Raw genomic sequence first — 20,502 nt, 5'->3', positions numbered from 1 at the left:
AGGGCGCGCAGGATCAGGGACGTCCCGGAAGGCAGTCCCAAGGTCCTCGATCGAGCAGGGGTGTCGATGCCGAGTGGTCGGCGGGGCCTGCCCTCGACGCCCACGAGCTGGGTACAGGAGACGGGCGGGGCAGGCGCGTTGCCGTCAGAAGGCGATGGCACGGCCGGCCGCGAGGCACCGTCGCGCCCCGGCCGGGACAGCGCTCGGACAGAGCGCGACCGCACCGGTGACGGCTGGAAGTACTGAACGCGGGGGGTGTCGCATGAGCGATCCTTGCAGTTGGGCGGCGTGGCACGGCCGCGTCGACTGATGGAATCGCTCCCACTGGTGCCGACGAAGCTAGCGCCAACCGAGCTGCTTTCACAGGGTCGTTGCCCAACTTTCTTCGGCAGGTTCAGCTCAAAACGATTCAACTCCTCAACGTCTTGACGGGGTCGGCCGTCATCCCCAATATGGGAGCGCTCCCACTGGTTCAAGCCTTGTCCCCCCACCGAGCCGCACTCCGCAAGGAGGACCAGAAACGTGGATTCAGGATGCAAGCTCAGAGCCGTGAGACGGTGGTGGACCGCCGTGGCGGCCGCGTCGGCCCCGCCCTTGTCGATGCACGCCACCGGCGCGACTCCCGCCGCCGCGAAGACGGGCGACTCCCTGCGCCACGCCAGGTACGACGAGTACTGCAAGAAGATCGGCAACCGCGTCGGCCCGTCCACCTGCCCGGCCGGCACCGGCAAGGACCCCTCGGACCACCTCGACGACGTCGGCGTGGCGGCCGCGTACGTCAAGACGACGGCGAAGGCCCCGCTGGACGGCGTGTGGGACCACCACCAGGACAGCCTGGTGGCACGACACCGAACGGGGGCGCGATCAACCCGTCGTCGGCGTTCGCCTCGCTGCGGTCCTTCTGCACCGCGGAACTCCTCGTACAGCACCCGCTGAAGTCCGAGCACCACACGCCGAGCCGGATTGGGAGCGCTCCCAATCCGTAGGCGCCGCTCCCGCTCCCCACACGTCCCCAGCGGAGGACCCGCATGCAACAGTTGAAGAACCACGGCACGGTGCGCACTCTCTTCGCCGCGCTGCTCGCCTCACTCGTCGCGCTGGCCGCGCTGATCACCGCCGCTCCGGCGTCACACGCCGACACGACCATCTGCGAGCAGTTCGGCTCCACCACGATCCAGGGCCGGTACGTCGTCCAGAACAACCGCTGGGGCACCAACGCCACCCAGTGCATCACGGCCACGGACTCCGGCTTCAGGATCGCCCAGGCCGACGGCTCCGTCCCGACGAACGGCGCGCCGAAGTCGTACCCGTCCGTGTACAACGGTTGCCACTACACCAACTGCTCACCCGGAACGAACCTCCCCGCTCGGCTCAGTTCCATCGCGAGCGCGCCCACGAGCATCTCCTACAGTTACGTGAGCGGTGCGCAGTACGACGCCGCCTACGACATCTGGCTGGACCCGACGCCGCGCACCGACGGTGTGAACCGCACCGAAATCATGATCTGGCTCAACCGTGTGGGGCCCGTGCAGCCGGTCGGCTCGTTGACCGGCAGTTCCACCGTGGCCGGGCGTTCCTGGCAGGTGTGGTCCGGCAACAACGGCACCAACGACGTGCTGTCCTTCGTCGCTCCGTCGGCGATCGACAGCTGGAACTTCGACGTGATGGAGTTCGTCCGCCAGGCGGTGGCCCGGGGACTGGCGCAGGACAACTGGTACCTGACGAGCGTCCAGGCCGGCTTCGAACCCTGGCAGAACGGTGCGGGGCTGGCGGTGACCTCGTTCTCCTCGGCCGTCAACCTTGGCGGCGGCACCGGTGGCGGCACCGGCGGCTCGTCGGCCTGCAAGGTGGCCTATGGCACGAACGTGTGGCAGGGAGGGTTCACGGCGGAGGTCACCGTGACCAACACGGGCTCGTCGCCCGTCGACGCCTGGAAGCTCGCGTTCACGTTGCCAGCCGGGCAGCGGGTCACGAGTGCGTGGAGCGCCGAGCTCTCCTCCTCGTCGGGAGCCGTGACGGCCGGCGGTATGGCGTACAACGCGTCCATCGCACCGGGCGGCCAGGTCTCCTTCGGGTTCCAGGGCACCTATGACGGCGCCTTCGCCAAACCGGCCGCATTCAGTCTGAACGGCACGTCCTGCACCAGCGCCTGAGGCCGTCGGAACGGGCGGTCCGATCCCGGCCGCCCTGAAGGCCGCCCGCGCCCGACCGCGTGCTCCGGCACCGCGGATCCGCCCGGCCGACGTTTCTGCTCGGCCGGGCGGATCCGCGGCTTCTCCCCGGGTCCCGGCGGGCTCGGCCGGAGCGCACCATCGCTGTCGACCCCCTTCGCGCCGAGCCCGGTCGATCATGTGCGGAGGGCATGTGCCCGGGTCCCCCGTCCCGTAAGATCGGTGATCTCGCGGGTGGGGGAGGTGGTCATGGCCAGGCGACGACCTGGAGCGCCGACGCTGGAAGAGGTGGCCGCCCACGCCGGGGTGGGACGGGGCACGGTCTCCCGGGTCATCAACAACGCGGCCGGCGTGAAGGAGACGACGCGCCGGGCCGTCCAGCGGGCCATCGAAGAACTGGGGTACGTGCCCAATCTCGCGGCCCGCACACTGGCCGGGCAGCGTGCGGACGCCGTGGCCCTCGTCCTGACCGAGCCGGACTGGAGGCAGTTCGCGGAGCCTTTCTTCTCGGAGATCGTCCGCTCGCTCGGTGACGCGCTGGCGGACACCGGGATGCAGTTGCTGCTCACTCTGGTCCGCTCGGAAGTCGAGCGGCAGCGATTCCTGGAGTACGCGCGGGGCGGCCGGGTCGACGGGGTCCTGCTGATGTCGGTGCACGCGGACGACAGGCTGCCGGACATGCTCGCCGAGGCCCGGCTGCCGACCGTGCTGCTGGGGCGCCGCTCGGGCGACGAGTACGTCAGCTACGTCGACGCGGACAACATGGGCGGCGCCCGCGACGCCGTGTCCCATCTTCTGCGGCAGGGCCGCACAGCGGTCGCCACCATCACGGGGCCACTGGACATGTACGTCGCGCAGTGCCGGCTGCGCGGTTATGAGGATGCGCTGGCCCTGGCCGGCCTGAAGAGGTCGCGGTCCTGGGTGGCGGAGAGTGATTTCTCGGAGGAGAGCGGTCGTCGTGCCATGGCGGAACTCCTCGACCGGCATCCCGAGATCGACGCCGTCCTCGCCGCGTCGGACACCACCGCGGCAGGGGCGCTGCACGCTCTGCGCGCGGCCGGGCGGCGGGTGCCCCAGGACGTAGCCGTCATCGGTTTCGACGACTTCCCGCTGGCCCAGCGTACCGAGCCGCGGCTGACCACTGTGCGTCAGCCGCTCGAGGAGATGGGGCGGGCCATGATCAGGCTGTTGCTGGAGGAGATGGAGGAGCAGTCCGCGGCCTGGCGCCATGTCATTCTCCGTACGGAGCTGGTTGTCCGGGAGTCGTCCTGACGGCCCTCCTGCGACCACCTGGCGGCACATCAGGCGAGGACGGCGCAGCCGTACGGTTTCGGACAGCGGCAGGAAGTACGGTTTCGTACGCAACGGGCTGAGGCTGCGGGTCCGTTGCAGGTCCCATGACGTTCCCGGGCTCAGGGCGAACCGATTCGACGAAAGCGCTTCGACCCGCCTCGCGACGGCGTTGCGCGAGCAGGTCGCGAAGCGCAAACGGCGCGAATCCCGGTTCAGTGGCCTCAGCTTCGGCGAACGGCGTTCGGTCCGGCGCTCCGTGATCCAGGTCGACTCGGAAACGGTCCTGTTCAGGTGCGTGACGACGGGGCATCCGGAGGGTCGGTGACCGGCCGCCGGCCGCACTCGCACGGTTCCCAGCTCCGTCGCGGCACGGGGCCTGCCCGCGGTGCGGAGCCGTTCCATCGCAACTTTTCGTGACACCCAACGGCTTGCGAACCGCGTCAATCAGCAGTCGAATCGATTCCGCAGCAAAGCCCGCAACACGGTCCTCAGGACGGGGCTGCCCGCCCTTGGCAGTTCTGAGGGACCGGCAACACCGTCCGTCCCGAAATCTCCCGGCAATCCCACTGCACGACGGCACGCTCAGGCACTTCGGCATGTGTCACCGCAACCACCGCCACCATCGCGACCCGACCGGGTTGCACCGGCACGGTAGGGAGTCCAGATGGGAACCACACGTACGAGACGCGGTCTGCTGCCCGGGCGCGACAGCGTCGGGCGGTTGCTCGCGTCGTTACGCCACCGCGGCGCGCCCCGGAACGCGCCGCCTCGCACACATCTCCCCCCGGCGGCGGGCCCGGCCCGTTCCCGGTGGCAGACGTTCGCCCGGATCGGGGCCGCGGCCGCGCTCGTCGCCGGCGCGCTGGTCGGCGCCACGGCCACGGCGGGCACGGCTCGGGCCGCCACGTCCGGGCCCTGTGACATCTACGCGGCAGGCGGCACGCCCTGTGTGGCGGCGCACAGCACCACACGAGCGCTGTACGCCTCGTACAACGGGCCGCTCTACCAGGTCCGGCGCGCCTCGGACAACTCGACGCGTGACATCGGCGTCCTGAGCGCGGGCGGGTACGCGGACGCCGCCGCCCAGGACTCGTTCTGTTCGGGGACGTCCTGCCTGATCACGGTCATCTACGACCAGTCCGGCCGCAACAACAACCTCACCCAGGCACCCGGGGGCGGCGCCGCGGGCGGCCCGGACAACCTCGCGAACGCGACCGCAGCGCCCACCACGGTGGGCGGACACAAGGCCTACGGCGTCTTCGTGGCGCCCGGTACGGGCTACCGCAACAACCACACCAACGGCATCGCCACCGGAGACAACGCCGAGGGCATGTACGCGATCTTCGACGGCACGCACTACAACGGCGGCTGCTGCTTCGACTACGGCAACGCCGAGACGAACAGCAACGACGACGGCAACGGCACGATGGAGGCCATCTACTTCGGCAACATCAAGGTGTGGGGCTACGGTTCGGGCAACGGTCCGTGGATCATGGCCGACCTGGAGAACGGTCTCTTCTCCGGGGTGAACCAGCATTACAACGCCAACGATCCCACCATCAACTACCGTTACACGACGGCCATCATCAAGGGCGGCCCGAACCACTGGGCGATCCGTGGTGGCAACGCGCAGTCCGGCGGCCTGTCCACCTTCTACGACGGAGTACGCCCCAACGTCTCGGGATACAACCCGATGCGCAAGCAGGGCGCCATCATCCTGGGCACCGGCGGCGACAACAGCAAGGGCGCCCAAGGCACCTTCTACGAGGGTGTGATGACCTCCGGCTACCCGTCCGACGCCACGGAGAACGCCGTCCAGGCCAACATCACCGCGGTCGGGTACGCCAACTCCGCGGGCGGCGGGACGGGTACCGGCGCGCTGCACGCGGTGGGCGCGGGCAAGTGCCTGGACGTGCCGAACTCCTCCACCACGGCCGGCACACAACTGCAGATCTGGGACTGCAGCGGAGGCGCCAACCAGACGTGGACCCGCACCTCCTCGGGCCAGCTGACCGTCTACGGCGGCAGCAGCCAGCTGTGCCTCGACGCGTACGACAACCAGACGTCCGCCGGTACCAAGGTGATCACCTGGCCGTGCAACGGCGGCGCCAACCAGCAGTGGCAGGTGAACTCGGACGGCACCGTCACCGGCGTCCAGTCCGGGCTGTGCCTCGACGTCACCGGCGCTTCCACGGCCAACGGCGCCCTGGCGGAACTGTGGCCGTGCAACGGCGGATCCAACCAGCAGTGGAGTCTGAACTGACCTGAACGGCTCGGGTCCGCGGCCGGCCCACGGCCGGCCGCGGTCCCCGTCGGCAGGCTCAGGACGACACGCGCCACCACCGGAGGAGGACCATGTCCAGAGTCAGAGCGCTGTGCGGCCGGTGGGCCGCTCCCACGGCTCTGCTCGCCCTGCTGGCCGGCAGCCCGGCCACCGCCTCGGTCGCGTACGCGGAACCGGCTCAGCACCAGGCGGCAGTCGCCGATCTGTACGTGGCGCCGAACGCATCGCCCGGCGGGGACGGCACCGCCGAGCATCCGTTCGCCACCATCGCCCAGGCACGGCAGCCCGCGCACCGGATGTCGGCCGACGCGGACGTCGTGGTCCATCTGGCCGGCGGCACCTACCGGTTGTCCGAGCCGCTGGTCTTCGGCTCCGCCGACGGAGGCCAGAACAACCACACCATCACCTACCAGGGCGCGCCCGGTCAGCAGCCGGTCGTGACCGGTGCCCAGCAGATCACCAGTTGGCAGGTGCATGATCAGTCGGCAGACATCTGGTCGGCGCATGTCGGCACCGGCGTCACCACCCGCCAGCTCTATGTCAACGGCGAGGAGGCACCGCGGGCGGCGATCCAGGTACCCCGTTCGGCCTTCACCTTCACCCCGACCGGTCTGACCGTCACCGACTCCTCGCTCGACTACCTGGCCGGCCTCTCGGACCAGAACCACATGGAAGTCGAGAGCATCGACTCCTTCACCGACCGCTACGCGCCGGTCCAGTCGATCAGCGGCAGGACCCTCACCATGCGGCAGCCCGCGTGGAACAACAACTCCTGGGGCTACGACACCATCAACGCGCCGTTCGCCGGCGGGACGATGTACCTGGAGAACAACTACGCGTTCCTGCGGCAGGCCGGCCAGTGGTATCTCGACTCGTCCAGCGGTGACCTGTACTACCGCGCCCAGCCGGGGCAGAACCCCAACGCCCTCGACGTCGAGCTGCCCGGGCTGCAGAACCTCCTCGGCATCAGCGGCAGTTACGGCTCACCGGTGACGGGTCTGAGCTTCACCGGCATCCGGTTCACGGGCACCTCCTGGCTCGGCCCCGGCGGACCCGACGGCTACGCGGACCAGCAGAGCGGCGCGCACATCACCGGCGCCTACCCGATGCCGGCCAACTGGCTGAGCACCTGCAAGTCGGGATGCCAGCAGTTCGAGGCCACCCGCAACCACTGGGCGCAGATGCCCGCGGCCGTCCAGGTCTCCGCCGCCACCGGCATCACGTTCTCCGGCGACACGTTCTCCGAACTCGGGCAGGCCGGGCTGGGAGTGGGCAACGACGGTGTCGCCACGGCCTCCGGTACCGGTCTGGGCGCGAGCGGCATCACCGTCACCGGTAGCACCTTCACCGACATCGCCGGCAGTGGCATCCAGGTCGGCGGGATCCAGCCGGACGCGCACCACCCGAGCAACCCGCAGATGACCAACCAGAACATCACCATCAGCAACAACAGGATCAGCGGGGTGGGGACCGACTACAAGGAGACCGCCGCCATCCTGTCCACCTACGTCACCAACGCGACGATCACCCACAACCAGTGCGACCACCTGCCCTACGACGGCATCGACATCGGCTGGGGCTGGGGCGCCAACGACCCGGGCGGCAGCCAGGACTACGTCAACCGGGGCACGTACAACTACCAGCCCGTGTACAGCACCCCCACGACGCTGAAGAACAACACCGTCACCCACAACCTGATCTACGACACCAAGAACGCGATGTTCGACGGAGGCAGCATCTACAACCTGTCCGCGAACCCCGGCTCGGTGATCTCCGAGAACTACATGTACGACAACAACCGCACCACCGCGCTGTACCTCGACGAGGGCTCCCGGTATCTGACGGTGTCGCACAACGTGGTTCAGGACGCGGGCAACTGGTCGCTCACCAACGCCAACGCGAACAACCACACCGACGACAGCACCTTCTCCGGCAACTGGTACAACGGCGGCAACGCATACGTGGCCACCGGACCTCCGCACAACAACGTCCTCACCGGCAACGTCCAGGTCAGCGGTACCAATTGGCCGTCGGGCGCCCAGCAGGTGATCCAGCAGGCGGGCGTACAGTCCTCGGGCGGCGGTGGCGGATTCCCCACCGGCTACCACCAGTTGGTCATCGGCAGCAACAGCCTGTGCCTGGATGTGTACGGCAACGCCGGCAGCGCGGGCGCCGCGATCGACCAGTGGACCTGCAACGGCCAGGCCAACCAACAGTTCCAGTTCGTGCCGGGCGCCGGCGGTTACGGGCAGTTGCAGGCGCAGAACTCGGGCCTCGTGGTGGGGGTTTCGGGCAGCCTCACGGCCGCCGGGACGCCGGACGTCGTGCAGCAGGCGCCCAGCGGGGCGACCGGCTCGCAGTGGCTGCCGGTACGGCAGTCCGACGGCTCGTACTCCTTCCAGAACCAGAACAGCGGCCTGTGCCTGGACGTCTACGGCGGCGGCAGCAACCTCGGCCAACAGCTCGACCAGTGGCCCTGCAAGAACACGGCGGGCAGCAACCAGGACTTCACCCCGCGCTGACCGACTCCCACCCGCTCGTTCACCGTCACCCACTGTCCCGCACCCAGTGAGGAGCACAGATGAAGAAGAAGTCCACGGCACTCCTGGCCGTCGCACTGACGGCAGCGGTCGGCATCGGCGCCGCGTTGCCCGCGGCGGCCGCCACCGGCACCGGATCACGGGCCTCCACCGCACGGGCCGCCGCCGCGCCCACCGCCCTGCGGCTGATGCCGCTGGGCGACTCCATCACCTGGGGCGTCGGCAGCCCGTCGGGGAACGGCTACCGGGGCTTCCTGTGGAACCGGCTGGCGAACGAGGGGCACGCCCTGGACTTCGTGGGATCGGGCCGCAACGGCACGATGTCAGACCCGGACAACGAAGGCCACTCCGGCTGGCACATCAGCGAGATAGCCGGCATCGCGGACTCCGTGCTGGCCCGGTACCGGCCCAACGTGATCACCCTGGAGATCGGCACCAATGATCTGAACGGCGGCTCCCAGGCCGGACCCGCCGCCGAACGGCTCCATGCACTCATCGACCAGATCACGGCCGACGCCCCTGACGCGACGGTCCTCGTCGGCAGCGTGATCGTCTCCACCAGCAGCACCGAGGAGGCCACCCGCCCCGCGTTCAACGCCGAACTCCCCGGCATCGTCCAGGCCGAGCAGGCTGCCGGCAAGCATGTACGCCTGGTGGACATGAGCGCTCTGACCACCGCGGACCTGTCCGACTCCTTGCATCCCAACGACAACGGCTTCGGCAAGATGGCCGACGCCTTCAACGCCGGGGTCCAGGCTGCGGACGCGGCAGGCTGGATCAAGCCGCCGGTCTCCGTGGGCGCTCCGGTTCGCTCCGGGGTCGCTGGGAAATGCCTTGACGTCAACGGCGGCAACAGCGCCAACGGAACCGCCGTGCAGATCTGGTCCTGCAACGGCGGCGACGCACAGCTGTGGTCCGCGCGCTCGGACGGCACCTTGCGGGCGCTCGGGAGGTGCCTGGACGCCACGGGCGGTGGTACCGCCAACGGCACCAAGATCGAGATCTGGGACTGCAACGGCGGATCCAACCAACAGTGGCAGGCCTACAACGGCGGTTACCGCAACCCCGTTTCCGGCCGCTGCCTCGACGACCCCGGTGCGTCTGCCACCGACGGTACGCAACTGGTCCTGTGGGACTGCAACGGCGGATCCAACCAGCAGTGGACCGCACTGCCGGTCACCTCCGCCCAGTGACCCGACCGGGGTGCCGACGTCTGGATGGTGCCCCATCTCCCCCCACACACAAGGAGACTGATCCCTCATGTCCTGGCTCAACGAAGAGCCCCGTCTGCGCAAGGTGCTGGCCCTGGCCGCCGGACTGACAGCGGGCACGGCGCTGGCTCTCACCGGTCCGGCGACCCCTGCGGCCCATGCCGCCTCCGGCACGCTGGGCGCGGCAGCGGCCGAGAGCGGCCGCTATTTCGGTACGGCGGTGGCCGCCGGGAAGCTCGGTGACTCGACGTACTCCACGATTCTCGACCGGGAGTTCAACATGATCACCCCGGAGAACGAGATGAAATGGGACACCACCGAGCCCTCGCGCGGCAGCTTCAACTTCGGGCCCGCCGACCAGATCGTCAACCACGCCACAGCCCACGGTCAGCGCATGCGCGGCCACACCCTGGTCTGGCACTCCCAACTCCCGTCCTGGGTGAGCTCCATCACCGACCCCACCACCCTGCGCAGTGTGATGGACAACCACATCACCCAGGAGATGACCCATTTCAAGGGCAAGATCTACGCCTGGGACGTGGTCAACGAGGCCTTCGCCGATGGCGGCAGCGGCCAGCACCGCAGCTCGGTCTTCCAGAACGTGCTGGGCAACGGCTTCATAGAGGAGGCGTTCCGCACCGCGCGGACGGCCGATCCGGCGGCCAAGCTCTGCTACAACGACTACAACATCGAGAACTGGACCGACGCCAAGACCCAGGGCGTCTACACCATGGTCAAGGACTTCAAGTCCCGCGGCGTGCCCATCGACTGCGTCGGCTTCCAGTCCCACTTCGGCACCGGCGGCCCGCCCGCGAGCTTCCAGACGACGCTGTCGAACTTCGCCGCGCTCGGCGTGGACGTCCAGATCACCGAGCTGGACATCGCGCAGGCGCCGGCAAGCGCCTACGCGAACACCGTCAAGGCGTGCACGAACGTCGCGCGATGCACCGGCATCACGGTGTGGGGCATCCGCGACAGCGACTCCTGGCGCAGCGGCGAGAACCCGCTGCTGTTCGACAGCAACGGCAACAAGAAGCCTGCCTACGACGCGACGCTGACCGCGCTGGGCGGTGGCACCGGGACCCCGGGCGGCGGCATCGTCTCGGGCCAGGTGTACCAGGTGAGCGTGGCCTCCGCGGGGCGGGTGCTGGACGTGCCGAGCGGGCAGACCGGGAACGGCACGCCGGTGCAGGTCTGGGACGCCAACGGAAGCGCCGCGAACCAGCAGTGGCGGGCGAACCAGAACAGCGACGGCTCGTACACGCTGACCAACATCGCCAGCGGGCGGGTGTTGGACGAGCCCGGTGGCCAGACCGGCAACGGCACGCGGATGACAATCTGGGACAACAACGGCGGCGCCAACCAGCACTGGCGGGCGAGCCAGAACAGTGACGGTTCCTACACCCTGATCAACGTGGCCTCCGGCCGCGCCCTGGAGGTCCCTGCGGGGCAGGGCGCCAACGGGAGCCCCGTCCAGATCTGGGACTCCAACGGCGGCGCCAACCAGCACTGGAGGCTCGGGTGAGGTGATCGGCACCCGGTAGGGGCCCTCCGAGCGGACACCCGCGCCCGGTACGGCAGTCGTAGCCGGACGCGGGTTCCGGCCTGCCCTCAGACAGCGCAAGCATGTGCAAGACATGGGATGTATCGAGCCGAGAATCGTCAAGTGAGGCCTATTGACAGGGTGTTGGGCCTGTGAGATCACTATGCGACATGGGATGTATGAGAGTTCCCTGTGCGTGCTTGCGGGCGCGCAGACGGGAGCGGTCGACACCCCTTCCGAACGCTCTCGGACAGGCACGGCACTCTCCGTCCCCGTCCCCCGCATACGCGAGGACACAGAATGCAGCCTTCATCCGCTCCGCCTTGTCACCCCACCGCTCGCGCGTCGCGCTTACCGGCGGCCGCCGCCGTGTGCGTGCTGGGACTGCTGGCCGTGCTGCTGGCGAACGGGCCGACGTGGTCCGCGCCGACGTCGCCGGCACCCCTGGTCGGTTCGGCGTCGGGCCGGTGCCTGGACGTCAAGGGCGACGTCGACACACCGGGTACGACCCTGGACATCTGGGACTGCAACGGCCAGGCCAACCAGGCATTCCAGCCGACCTCGGCCGGCGAGTTGAGGACGATGAACGGCACCCGGTGCGTGGACGCCCTGGACGGGCGGACGACACCCGGAGCCCCCGCGGTCATCCGCTCGTGCGACGGGCGGTCGACCCAGGTGTGGCGACAGAACGCCGACGGGTCCATCACCGGTGCCGCGTCCGGATTCTGCCTGGACGCCAGTGGGGCGGGTACGGCCAACGGCACCGCGGTCATCCTGTGGACCTGCAACGGCCAGGGCAACCAGAAGTGGACCGCACCGGCCGTCCCGCCTCCGCCCCCGCCCGGCGGGTCGGGCCCGTGCGACCTCTACGCCGCGGGCGGTTCCCCGTGCGTCGCCGCACACAGCACGGTGCGCGCCCTCTACGGCTCGTACAACGGCCCGCTGTACCAGGTCAGGCACAGCTCGGACAGCGCAACCCGGGACATCGGCGTGCTGGCGCCGGGCGGCTTCGCCGACGCCGCGGCCCAGGACGCGTTCTGCGCCGGCACCAGTTGCGTGATCACGGTCGTCCGTGACCAGTCCGGGCACGGCAACGACCTGTGGTACCAGGGCTCCGCCCAGGTCCCGGGATCGAGCCAGAGCAGCCCGGCCAAGGCGACCGCCGAGTCGCTGACCGCCGGGGGCACCAAGGAGTACTCGCTGTACATCAACCCCGGGAACAGCTACTGGCGCGACGGTCACCTGACGGGCGTGCCGACCGGTGCGGCACCCGAAGGGGCGTACATGGTGACCAGCGGCACCCATGTCAACGGCGGCTGCTGCTTCGACTACGGCAACAGCGAGACGACCAGGAAGGCCGACGCCGCCGGGGCGATGGACGCCATCAACTTCGGCACCGAGTGCTGGTTCGGCGGCTGCCAGGGAAGTGGCCCCTGGGTGCAGGCCGACCTCGAATGGGGGCTGTACCCCGGCGGCAGCCAGTCCTGGAACCCCGGCCAGCGGGCGTTCACCGGCAGGTTCGTCACCGCGATGCTGAAGAACAACGGCACGTCGAGGTTCGCCCTCAAGGGCGGCGACGCCCAGTCGGGCGGCCTGACCACCCTGTGGGACGGCGCCCTGCCCGGCGGATACAGCCCCATGAAGAAGCAGGGGGCCATCGTCCTCGGCAGCGGCGGCGACTGCTGCAAACCCGGCGGTGGCGCCAACCTGAGCGCCGGCACCTTCTACGAGGGAGCAGTCGTCGCGGGCTATCCCTCCGACGCGACCGACAACGCGGTGCAGGCCAACATCACGGCCGCCGGTTATCGCTGAACGCCTGTCAGTTTCCCCATCCGGTCCAGGAGTAGATGCCCCATGCCCACGACCACCCCGCCGCTCCCATCGCTGTCCCTGCGCAGAATCCTGGCACTCACCTTCTCGGCCGTGCTGCTCGCCGTGGCGGCACCCCTGCTCGCCCTCGGCACGGCACACCCCGCCGCCGCTCTGGGCAACGGACTCGCGCCGACCCCGCAGATGGGCTTCAACGACTGGAACGCGTACGGCTGCAACGTATCCGAGGCGCTGATCAAATCCACCGCCCAGGCCATGCACACCAACGGCATGCAGGCGGCGGGCTATTCATACGTCAACATCGACGACTGCTGGATGACCCACAGCCGTGACTCCGGCGGCCACCTGGTACCTGACCCGGCGAAGTTCCCCGACGGCATCAAGGGCACCGCCGACTACGTGCACTCCTTGGGCCTGAAGCTGGGCATCTACGAGGACGCGGGCACCGCCACCTGTGCCGGCTATCCGGGCAGCCTCGGCCACGAGAGCACGGACGCGCAGTCGTTCGCGTCGTGGGGCGTGGACTACCTGAAGTACGACAACTGCAACAACACCGGCGTGGCCGCCCGGACCCGCTACACCGCGATGCGGGACGCGCTCGCGGCCACCGGTCGGCCGATCCTGTACAGCCTGTGCAACTGGGGCCAGGAGAACGTGTGGACCTGGGGCGCCGACGTGGGCAACAGCTGGCGCACCACGGGAGACATCAGCCCGACCTTCTCCAGCATGCTGTCGATCTTCCACAGCAACGTCGGGCTGGCCTCCTACGCCGGACCCGGCCACTGGAACGACCCGGACATGCTGGAGGTCGGCAACGGCTCGATGACGGCGACCGAGAACCGCAGCGAGTTCAGCCTCTGGGCGGAGATGGCCGCGCCGCTCATCGCCGGCACCAACATCCCGCAGGCCAGTGCCGCCACCTTGTCCGTCCTGACCAACTCCCGGGTGATCGCGGTCGACCAGGACCCCCTCGGCAAACAGGGCACCCTGGTGTCCTCCTCGGGCGGTCTGGACGTGCTGGCCAAGCCGCTCGCCAACGGGGACGTGTCGGTGGCCCTGTTCAACGAGACGGGTTCCACCGCGACCATCACCACCGACACGGCCGCCATCGGCAAGACCGGGGCGTCCTCCTACACCCTCACTGACCTGTGGTCGGGCGCGTCCTCGGCGACCTCCGGCACGATCAGCGCCTCGGTACCCGCCCACGGCACCGTGATGTACCGCGTCTCGGGCGGCACCAGCGGCGGTGGCGGCACCAGCGTGACCGGTCCGCTGCACGCGGTCGGCGCGGGCAAGTGCCTGGACGTACCCAACTCCACCACCACCGCCGGGACCCAGGTGGAGATCTGGAGCTGCAACGGCGGCGCCAACCAGACCTGGACGCACACCGCCCCGGGTCAGCTCACCGTCTACTCCGGCACCGGTCAGATGTGCCTGGACGCCTACAACAACCAGACCACGCCCGGCACGAAGGTGGAGATCTGGCAGTGCAACGGCCAGAGCAACCAGCAGTGGACGCTGAACTCCAACGGCACGATCACCGGCGTCCAGTCCGGCCTGTGTCTGGACGTGGCCGGAGGGGCCACCGCTGACGGAAGTCTCGTCGAGCTCAGGACCTGCACCGGCAGCAGCAGCCAGCGATGGACGCTGGGATGAACCGCCTCCCGCTTCGCCCACGGGCAGCTTCGGTACCGCCGTGCGGCGGCACCCTCACCAAGGAGGTCTCCTTGCCCCGATCGGCAACCGATGACCGGCGAAGCCGGTTCCCGGTCGTGTTCCTGATCGCCCTGGTGCTGGCCCTGGCCGCACTCGGCACACCGGCGTTCGCAACACCCCCGCAAGCAGCAGCGCCGGCCGCGCCCGCCGCCGCGGAGCTGCCGTGCGACCTCTATGCCGCGGGCGGCACACCGTGTGTGACCGCTCACTCCACGACCAGGGCGCTCTTCGCGGCGTACAACGGGCCGCTGTACCAGATCCAGAGGTCCTCCGACCACGCCTACCGCGACATCGGGCTGCTCGCCGCCGGCGGATACGCCGACGGCGCGTCCCAGGTCTCGTTCTGCGCCGGCACCTCGTGCACGATCACGAAGATCTACGACCAGACCACCCGCCACAACGACCTGCCGATCTCCTGGGGCGGCTACTGGAAGGGCCCCGGCCCCAACGGATCCGACGTGGGAGCCGACGCCATGGCACTGCCGGTGACCGCGGCCGGCCACCAGGTCTTCGGCGTCAAGGTCACACCCGGAGTCGGCTACCGCATCGACCACGCGAGCGGCGTCGCCACCGGCTCCCAGCCCGAAGGCATCTACATGGTGACGTCGTCGAACTACACCAACCAGTGGTGCTGCTTCGACTACGGGAGCGGCGAGAACTCCCACACCGACACCGGCAACGCCACCATGAACGCCATCTACTGGGGCAACGCCTGCTGGTTCAACGGCTGCACGGGCACCGGTCCCTGGGTCGAGGCCGACCTGGAGAACGGCATGTTCCACACCAACACCGGCTCCAACAAGGACCCGAACAACCAGGGCGTGCACCACCCGTTCGTCAGCGCGTGGCTGAAGAACAACGGCACCAGCAACTTCACCCTGAAGTACGGCGACGGCGCCGCCGGCGGGCTGACCACCACCTTCTCCGGCCCCCTTCCCAACGGCTACTCACCGATGAAGGTCGACAGTTCCGTCCTCCTGGGTACCGGCGGCGACAACAGCGTCTCGGGACAGGGCGAGTTCTTCGAAGGCGCGATGACGGCGGGTTATCCCTCCGACGCCACCGAGAACGCCGTCCAGGCCAGTATCACCGCCGCCGGGTACGGAACGTCGGGCGGCGGTGGCGGTGTCACCGGTGCGCTGCACGCGGTGGGCGCGGGCAAGTGCCTGGAGGTACCCGGGAGTTCGACGACCCCGGGTACGCAGGCGGGGATCCGGGACTGCTCCGGCGGGGCCAACCAGACCTGGTCCGAGAGCACCTCCGGTGAGCTGACCGTCTCCCTCGGAGGCAACCGCCTGTGCCTGGACGCCTCCGGGCAGGGCACCAGCCCCGGCACCAAGGTCATCACCTGGACCTGCAACGGCCAGAGCAACCAGCAATGGACGCTCAACGCCAACGGCAGCGTCACCAGCGCCCAGTCAGGGCTGTGCCTGGACGTGTCGGGCGCCGCCACCGCCAACGGAACCCCCGTACAGCTGTGGACCTGCAACGGCCAGTCCAACCAGAAATGGACGCTGAACTGACCCCGTGAGCCCATGCGCCCGACCCCGGGGCGGCGGCTCCCACCGCCGCCCCGACCCAGGAGGACCCGATGAGGATGAGAGCGAGACCCGGACTTGCGGCACTGGTGGGCGGCATCGTCCTGGCACTCGTCATGGCGCTGCTGACGACGGCCCCGAGCCAGGCCGCCGCGGGCACGTCGCTGCGCGTCGACCTGGCCTCGACCCGGGGCCCCTCGACCGGCGTGGGGGAGGGGTTCCTCTACGGCATCAGCCAGGACGGCACCCAGCCCGTCGACCAGTTCCTCCAGCCGCTGGGCATCAACGCCTTCCGCGGCGGCGGATGGTTCTCCGGCGGCTGGATCAGGGACGGCTACCAGTACGGGTCCGCGACCCGGGCCGACCTCGACTCGATCACCGCGCAGGCCCGGCGACTCACCCGGCCGCCGTACCACGCGCAGTACCAGGTGCTGGTCAGTGACATCTACGGCGCCAACGGCGGCCAGCCCTCGAACACCAGATACCCGTGCGACAACGGCGACTGCTCGAACTGGATCAGCTTCATAGACGCCACGGTGGGCGCCCTTCAGGGGTCAGGGCTCACGTTCTCCTATGACATCTGGAACGAGCCGGACATCTCCGTGTTCTGGACCCGGGGTGTCAACAGCGCCCAGTACTTCCAGATGTGGGACACCGCCTACCGGGAGATCAGGCGCATCGCCCCCGGGGCGAAGATCGTGGGGCCGTCCCTCGCCTTCACCCCGCAGCGTAACCCGGGGGAGTGGGGGACCTGGCTCGCACACGTGAAAGCGGCCGGGACCGTCCCCGACATGATCACCAACCACAACGAGGGCGACGTCGACGACCCCGTCACCGTCGCCCAGAGCCTGCGCAACGCCCTGAGCTCGGCGGGCATCGGTCCGCTGCCGCTGTCCTCGAACGAGTACCAGCCCGCCGACCGCCAGACCGCCGGCGTGACGGCCTGGTACCTCGCCCGGTTCGCGCAGTCCGGGTACACCAACGCCATGCGCGGCAACTGGGTGTGCTGCACCACCCCGAACCTGACGGGCGTGCTCACCCAGAGCGGAGGCACCTGGCAGCCGACCGGCAGCTGGTGGGCGCTGCGGGACTACGCCGACATGACCGGAACCCTGGTCGACACCTCCGGCCAGGTCGGCTCCACGGCCGTGGCCGCCTCGGAGGACTCCGCCGCCAAACGCGCCGTGGCGCTCATCGGCGACTCCAACGGCTACACCGGGGGCGCCTCCGTCACGTTCGACGGACTGTCCTCGGTGCCCTGGCTGACGAACGCGGGCAACGTCCACGTCACCGTGCACCGCATCCCGGACCAGGCCCCGCTGAGTGCGCCGGGGACCGTGTACGACCAGAACGTCAGCGCATCCGCCGGCTCGGTCACCGTGCCGCTCACCTTCCAGGGCTCGCACGACGCGTTCGCCGTCTACCTGACCCCGGCTACCTCCGACGGTACGGGCTTCCCGGACGGCTACCACCCACTCGTCGTCGCGAACGACAACCTGTGCCTCGACGTCTACGGCAACTCCACCGCCGTGGGCGCCGTCGTCGACCAGTGGACCTGCAACGGGCAGGACAACCAGCGCTTCCTGTTCGTGCCGGCCGCCGACGGCTACGGCGAACTGCGCGCCCAGCACTCCGGCCAGGACGTGGCGGTCGCGGGCGGTTCCACGACGGCCGGCACCCCGGACATCGTGCAGCAGGCCCCCGGCACCGCCGCCAACGCCCTCTGGCTGCCCGTGCGCCAGTCGGACGGCTCGTACACCTTCCAGAACCGCAACAGCGGCCTGTGCCTGGACGTCTACGGCGCCGGCAGCAGCGCGGGACAGCAACTGGACCAGTGGCAGTGCAAGAACGCGCAGGGCACCAACCAGAACTTCATCGTCCGCTGAGACCGCACCCGACGCGGACTCCACCGACCTGCGAAAGGAAACCACCGTGTCAGCAATCGGACGGCTGCTGCGGCGCCTGCGCGCCTCGACCGCCGTGCTCACGGGCCTTCTCCTGGCCGTCGGCGGCCTTGTCGGCACCGTCGCCGCCCCGGCGCACGCCGCCACCTCCCTCTCCATCGACGGCGCGTCCGGCGGCCGGACCTTCGACGGCGTCGGCGCGATCAGCGGCGGCGGCGGAAACAGCAGGCTCCTGATCGACTACCCCGAGCCCCAGCGCGGTCAGATCCTCGACTACCTCTTCAAGCCCGGCTACGGGGCCTCGTTGCAGATCCTCAAGGCCGAGATCGGCGGGGACACCAACTCCACCTCCGGCGCCGAACCCAGCCACCAGCACACCCGCTCCGACCTGAACTGCGACCGGGGTTACGAATGGTGGCTCATGGAGCAGGCCAAGGCCCGCAACCCCGACATCAAGCTCTACGGCCTCGCCTGGGGTGCGCCGGGCTGGATCGGCGGCGGGAACTTCTGGTCCACAGACATGGTCAACTACCTGGTCTCCTGGCTGGGTTGCGCCAAACAGCACGGCCTCACCATCGATTACCTCGGCGGCTGGAACGAGCGCGGCTACAACGTCTCCTGGTACGAGCAACTGCGCAGCGCGCTCAACTCCAACGGCTACGGCAGCGTCAAGATCGTCGCCGCCGACTCGGACTGGACCGTGGCAGGCGACGTCAACTCCAACTCCGCTTTCGCCGCCGCGGTGAGCGTCATCGGCACGCACTACCCCTGCGGTTACCGCTCCTCCCAGTCCAACTGCTCGGTGCCGTCGGCCGCCACGATGTCCGGCAAGCCCCTGTGGGCCAGTGAGAACGGCTCGGACGACTACAACGGGGGAGCCCCCGCCATGGCGCGCGGCATCAACCGCGGATACATCGACGGCAGGATGACCGCGTACCTCAACTGGCCGGTCGTCGCCGCCATCACCCCGAACCTGCCCTACCCCACCATGGGCCTCGCCCTGGCCTCCCAGCCGTGGTCCGGTCACTACGCGATCGGCAAGAACACCTGGGTGATGGCGCACACCACCCAGTTCACCGCCCCCGGGTGGAAGTACCTCGACTCCTCCAGCGGTTACCTCGGCGGCAACCGGAACAACGGCAGCTACGTCTCGCTGAAGTCCCCGAACAACTCCGACTACTCCACCGTCATCGAGACGATGGACGCCGGCAGCGCCCAGACCCTGAACTTCGACGTCACCGGTGGCCTCTCCGGCGGAACCGTCCACGTCTGGTCGACCGACGTCAACTCCTCCAACCCGGCCGACTACTTCGTGCACACCGCCGACGTCACCCCCTCCGGCGGAGGCTTCAGCCTGACCGTGCAGCCCCATCACGTCTACACCCTGACCACCACCACCGGGCAGGGCAAGGGCACCGCCACCAGCCCCGCGCAGGGCGCCATGAGCCTGCCGTACGGCGACACCTTCGACGGCTACACCACCGGCACGGAGGCGAAGTACCTCATGGACTGGCAGGGCGCCTTCGAGGTGACGGCCTGCGGCGGTGGCCGCGGCGGCAAGTGCGTGCGCCAGATGAGTCCGCAGAAGCCGATCACCTGGGACGCGCTGTCCGATCCCCACGCCCTGCTCGGTGACGTGGGTTGGAGCAACTACACCGTCTCGTCGGACGTGCTGCTGGAACAGCCGGGATACGCCGAGCTGATCGGCCGTGCGAACGGCCAGGACTACAGCAGCACCGGCGGTCTGAACGCCTACCACCTGAGGGTGAGCGACACCGGTGCCTGGTCGATCCTGAACTCGGGCACCAACGGCAACGTCGCCACCCTCGCCCGCGGGACGACCACGGCCCTGGGCACCAACCGGTGGCACAGCCTCGCCCTCACCTTCTCCGGAAGCACCATCAGCGCCGTCATCGACGGCTCCACGGTCGGCTCCGCCACCGACCGCACCTGGGCCGGCGGACAGGTCGGCTACGCGACCAGCCAGGGCGAGACGGCACAGTTCGACAACCTCTCCCTCACCCCCGGCAGCGGCGGTGGAGGAGGCGGTACGACCGGTCCGATCGTCGGCGCCGCCTCCGGCCGGTGCGTGGACGTGCCCAACCAGTCGCAGACCCCGGGAACCCAGGTGGAGCTGTGGGACTGCAACGGCGGCGGCAACCAGCAGTGGACGAGCACACCGGCCGGTGAACTGCGGGTCTACGGCAACGCCTGCCTGGACGCGGCGGGCAGCGGCACCAGCCCCGGCACCAAGGTCGACATCTCCGGCTGCACCGGCGGCAGCAACCAGAAGTGGACCCTCAACGCCGACGGCACGATCACCGGTGCCCAGTCCGGCCTCTGCCTGGACGCCACCGGCGCGGGAACAGCCAACGGCACCCTGCTGGAGCTGTGGACCTGCACCGGCGCCGGCAACCAGAAGTGGACGCGCGAGTGACCGGCGCCGGCTGAGACCGCCCACCCCGTCACCTG

The 20,502-nt window shown here is 69.3% G+C and carries 11 protein-coding genes and 1 pseudogene; all 12 read left to right on the top strand.

Annotated elements, in window-relative coordinates; genetic code table 11:
* Positions 1-522 precede the first annotated feature (522 nt).
* Positions 523-747 (top strand): annotated as a pseudogene (locus AB0958_RS15905) (glycoside hydrolase family 48 protein); the annotation flags it as partial.
* Between the two features lie 281 nt (positions 748-1,028).
* A complete protein-coding gene (locus tag AB0958_RS15900; RefSeq protein WP_366891015.1) occupies positions 1,029-2,153 on the top strand; it encodes a cellulose binding domain-containing protein in 1,125 nt (374 codons plus the stop codon).
* A 267-nt stretch (positions 2,154-2,420) separates the two neighbouring features.
* Positions 2,421-3,443, top strand: a complete 1,023-nt coding sequence (locus tag AB0958_RS15895) for a LacI family DNA-binding transcriptional regulator (RefSeq protein ID WP_366891014.1) — start codon at positions 2,421-2,423, stop codon at positions 3,441-3,443.
* Positions 3,444-4,128: 685 nt separating this feature from the next.
* Positions 4,129-5,727 carry an arabinofuranosidase catalytic domain-containing protein gene (locus AB0958_RS15890; RefSeq protein ID WP_366891013.1) on the top strand — a complete coding sequence of 533 codons (1,599 nt, stop codon included), beginning with the start codon at positions 4,129-4,131 and terminating at the stop codon, positions 5,725-5,727.
* A 92-nt stretch (positions 5,728-5,819) separates the two neighbouring features.
* Positions 5,820-8,270, top strand: coding sequence for an RICIN domain-containing protein (locus AB0958_RS15885; protein WP_366891012.1), 2,451 nt, complete (start codon positions 5,820-5,822; stop codon positions 8,268-8,270).
* A gap of 59 nt (positions 8,271-8,329) precedes the next feature.
* Positions 8,330-9,481 (top strand): ricin-type beta-trefoil lectin domain protein, encoded by a 1,152-nt coding sequence (locus AB0958_RS15880; RefSeq protein WP_366891011.1) that lies wholly within the window; start codon positions 8,330-8,332, stop codon positions 9,479-9,481.
* 67 nt (positions 9,482-9,548) lie between these two features.
* Positions 9,549-11,024 carry an endo-1,4-beta-xylanase gene (locus AB0958_RS15875; RefSeq protein WP_366891010.1) on the top strand — a complete coding sequence of 492 codons (1,476 nt, stop codon included), beginning with the start codon at positions 9,549-9,551 and terminating at the stop codon, positions 11,022-11,024.
* Positions 11,025-11,420: 396 nt separating this feature from the next.
* Entirely contained in the window at positions 11,421-12,854 is a 1,434-nt protein-coding gene (locus tag AB0958_RS15870) for an arabinofuranosidase catalytic domain-containing protein (RefSeq protein ID WP_366891074.1), read from the top strand.
* 42 nt (positions 12,855-12,896) lie between these two features.
* Positions 12,897-14,528, top strand: a complete 1,632-nt coding sequence (locus AB0958_RS15865) for a ricin-type beta-trefoil lectin domain protein (RefSeq protein WP_366891009.1) — start codon at positions 12,897-12,899, stop codon at positions 14,526-14,528.
* 71 nt (positions 14,529-14,599) lie between these two features.
* Entirely contained in the window at positions 14,600-16,111 is a 1,512-nt protein-coding gene (locus AB0958_RS15860) for an arabinofuranosidase catalytic domain-containing protein (protein ID WP_366891008.1), read from the top strand.
* Between the two features lie 68 nt (positions 16,112-16,179).
* Complete coding sequence (locus AB0958_RS15855; RefSeq protein WP_366891007.1) at positions 16,180-18,012, top strand: RICIN domain-containing protein; 1,833 nt, start codon at positions 16,180-16,182, stop codon at positions 18,010-18,012.
* A gap of 46 nt (positions 18,013-18,058) precedes the next feature.
* The gene (locus tag AB0958_RS15850; protein WP_366891006.1) at positions 18,059-20,467 is read left to right on the top strand and encodes a ricin-type beta-trefoil lectin domain protein; all 2,409 of its coding nucleotides are present in this window, start codon (positions 18,059-18,061) and stop codon (positions 20,465-20,467) included.
* Positions 20,468-20,502 lie beyond the last annotated feature (35 nt).

This window comes from Streptomyces sp. NPDC006655, from assembly GCF_040703965.1.
Lineage (GTDB): Bacteria > Actinomycetota > Actinomycetes > Streptomycetales > Streptomycetaceae > Streptomyces.
Note: the sequence above shows the minus strand (reverse complement) of the source record. Positions and strands in the feature narration are given on the sequence as shown.

Bases quoted from the DNA above. Each gene is read 5' to 3' on its own strand.
- AB0958_RS15900 (WP_366891015.1), top strand. From the start codon at position 1,029: ATGCAACAGTTGAAGAACCACGGCACGGTGCGCACTCTCTTCGCCGCG.
- AB0958_RS15895 (WP_366891014.1), top strand. From the start codon at position 2,421: ATGGCCAGGCGACGACCTGGAGCGCCGACGCTGGAAGAGGTGGCCGCC.
- AB0958_RS15890 (WP_366891013.1), top strand. From the start codon at position 4,129: ATGGGAACCACACGTACGAGACGCGGTCTGCTGCCCGGGCGCGACAGC.
- AB0958_RS15885 (WP_366891012.1), top strand. From the start codon at position 5,820: ATGTCCAGAGTCAGAGCGCTGTGCGGCCGGTGGGCCGCTCCCACGGCT.
- AB0958_RS15880 (WP_366891011.1), top strand. From the start codon at position 8,330: ATGAAGAAGAAGTCCACGGCACTCCTGGCCGTCGCACTGACGGCAGCG.
- AB0958_RS15875 (WP_366891010.1), top strand. From the start codon at position 9,549: ATGTCCTGGCTCAACGAAGAGCCCCGTCTGCGCAAGGTGCTGGCCCTG.
- AB0958_RS15865 (WP_366891009.1), top strand. From the start codon at position 12,897: ATGCCCACGACCACCCCGCCGCTCCCATCGCTGTCCCTGCGCAGAATC.
- AB0958_RS15855 (WP_366891007.1), top strand. From the start codon at position 16,180: ATGAGGATGAGAGCGAGACCCGGACTTGCGGCACTGGTGGGCGGCATC.